Source organism: Microbacterium sp., from assembly GCF_049661145.1.
In the GTDB taxonomy this organism is placed as follows: Bacteria; Actinomycetota; Actinomycetes; order Actinomycetales; family Microbacteriaceae; genus Microbacterium.
On record NZ_JBASZT010000110.1, the window covers coordinates 1 to 2373 of the forward strand.

General features: G+C 71.0%; 2 protein-coding genes and 1 pseudogene. All 3 read left to right on the forward strand.

The genetic code is table 11. The annotated features are described in order from the left end of the window. The first annotated feature begins 129 nt into the window (after positions 1 to 129). Positions 130 to 816, forward strand: a complete 687-nt coding sequence (gene hemQ, locus WBP48_RS04755; protein WP_424436839.1) for a hydrogen peroxide-dependent heme synthase — start codon at positions 130 to 132, stop codon at positions 814 to 816. 5 nt (positions 817 to 821) lie between these two features. Further along, positions 822 to 2051, forward strand: a complete 1230-nt coding sequence (locus WBP48_RS04760; RefSeq protein WP_424436842.1) for a ferrochelatase — start codon at positions 822 to 824, stop codon at positions 2049 to 2051. Further along, a pseudogene (locus tag WBP48_RS04765) lies at positions 2048 to 2373 on the forward strand (hydroxymethylbilane synthase); the annotation flags it as partial. The gene WBP48_RS04760 and the pseudogene WBP48_RS04765, both read left to right, overlap by 4 nt.

Sequence of the window (2373 nt, forward strand, 5' to 3'; positions counted from 1 at the left end):
GGCCCGGACCGCGCGCCCCGGCATCCATCTCACCGGCGCCGCCGTCGCCGGGACCGGACTGGCCGCGGTCATCCCGCACGCGCGGGCCCTCGTCACGTCCGATCTTGCACACCCCGTCAGGAGCATCGCATGACAGAAACGAACCCCCTCGGCTACACCCTGTTCGCCGTCCTCGCGCTGCCGCGACCACGCGCGGTCGCGTCGCCCGAACCCTTCGTGATCGAGGAGGTCGAAGCGGTCGTCGCCGGGTTCTCCGGGGTCACGCTGCGGGGCTTCTACGACGTGACCGGCATGCGTGGCGATGCCGATCTCATGGTGTGGCTGCACACGAGCGCCGACGGCCCCGACGATCCGGCGGCGCTGCAGCAGGCGCTGCGGCAGCTGCGGCGCACGGCGGCGCTCGGCGCGGCGACGGCGGTGTGGACGGCGATGGGCGTGCACCGCGAGGCGGAGTTCAACAAGCGCCATGTGCCCGGCTACCTCCGCGGTGAGCGCGCTCGGGGGTGGTTGTGTCTGTATCCGTTCGTGCGCAGTTACGAGTGGTATCTGCTGCCCGACGAGGAGCGCTCCAGCATGCTCGCCGAGCACGGTCGCAAGGGAGCGCGGTTCACCGAGGTCCTCGCGAACACCGTGTCGACGTTCGGGCTGAGCGACTACGAGTGGCTCCTACCGCTGGAGAGCGACGACCCGATCCACCTTGTGGACCTGATGCGGGACCTCCGCGCCACCGGCGCGCGCCGCCACGTGCGCGAGGAGGTGCCGTTCTACACCGGGCGGCGCGTCGAGCTCGCCGAACTCGCCGAGGTGCTGAGCTGATGGTCATGCACGCTGAGACATCCCGTACCTTCCGTGCCAAGGTGCCCGCCGCGACCCGCCCGGCGTGGTGCGCGCCCGGTGCCGTCGTTCCCGGCGGGACCGCCGGCACCCGCGACGGCGGGCCGTATACCACCGAACCGGTCGACTACGACGCCGTGCTGCTGCTGGGCTTCGGCGGACCGGAGGGGCAGGACCATGTCATCCCGTTCCTACGGAATGTGACCGGTGGCCGCGGCATCCCCGAGGAAAGGCTGGAGGAGGTCGCCCACCACTACCGCCACTTCGGTGGCGTCTCTCCCATCAACGAGCAGAACCGCGCGCTGCGCGCGGCGCTGCAGGATGAGCTGCAGCGGCGCGGGTACGAACTGCCGGTGTACTGGGGCAACCGCAACTGGATGCCGTATCTCGACGAGGCGCTGCGGGCCGCGTATGACGACGGGCACCGCAGGATCCTGACGATCGCGACGAGCGCCTACAGCTCCTACTCGTCGTGCCGGCAGTATCGCGAAGACCTCGCCGACGCGGTCGAGGCGACCGGGCTCGACGGCGCCGTGGAGATCGACAAGGTGCGCGAGTTCTTCGATCACCCCGGGTTCGTGACGCCGTTCGTCGAGGGAATCCGGGCGGGCATCGCCGAGCTCGCCGAGCGGGGCATCACCGACCTGGAGCACGACGTCGAAGTCCTCTTCTCCACGCACTCGATCCCGAATGCCGACGCCGATCGGTCCGGTGCGCCCGAGGACGGCTTCGGTCCGGGAGGCGCCTACCTGGCGCAGCACCTCGCGGTTGCCGAGCAGATCATGGCGCTGCTCGGGATTCCGAGTTCGTGGCAACTCGTCTTCCAGAGCCGCTCAGGCCCGCCGCAGGTTCCGTGGCTGGAACCCGATATCAACGATGCGATGACGCAGCTTCCGGCGCGTGGCCGCAAGGCGGTGCTCATCGTGCCCCTCGGGTTCGTCAGCGATCACATGGAGGTGCTCTGGGACCTCGACACCGAGGCCATGGCGACGGCTGAGACGCTCGGACTCGTCGCGGTGCGTACGGCGACCCCCGGGCATCATCCCGCGTTCGTGGCGGGGCTCGTCGACCTCGTCGAGGAGCGCCTCACCGGGATGCCGCCGGAGCAGCGCCCGCACGTGACGGCGCTCGGGCCGGCGTACGACGTATGTCGTGCCGGATGCTGCGAGAACACCCGCCGCGGGTTCCGTCCGGCGCTCGCCGGTATGGCACCGTGACCTTGCGGCCCCTGCGGCTGGGCACACGCGCGAGCCTGCTCGCAACGACGCAGTCCGGGCACGTCGCCGACGCGTTGCGCACTGTGACCGGCCACGAGGTCGAGCTCATCCCGATCACGACCGCCGGCGACGTGCTGACGGGTCCGCTGGCACAGCTCGGCGGGACCGGCGTGTTCGTCGCGGCGCTGCGCGACGCGCTGCTGCGCGGGGAGTGCGACCTCGTCGTGCACTCCATGAAGGACCTGCCGACCGCCGGCGTGCCGGGGCTGCGCATCGGCGTCGTGCCGCTGCGGGCGTCCGTCCGCGACGCGCTGTGCACCCG

Excerpts from the sequence above, each read along its gene's own strand:
- hemQ (WP_424436839.1), top strand. The coding sequence starts at position 130 with ATGACAGAAACGAACCCCCTCGGCTACACCCTGTTCGCCGTCCTCGCG.
- WBP48_RS04760 (WP_424436842.1), top strand. The coding sequence starts at position 822 with ATGCACGCTGAGACATCCCGTACCTTCCGTGCCAAGGTGCCCGCCGCG.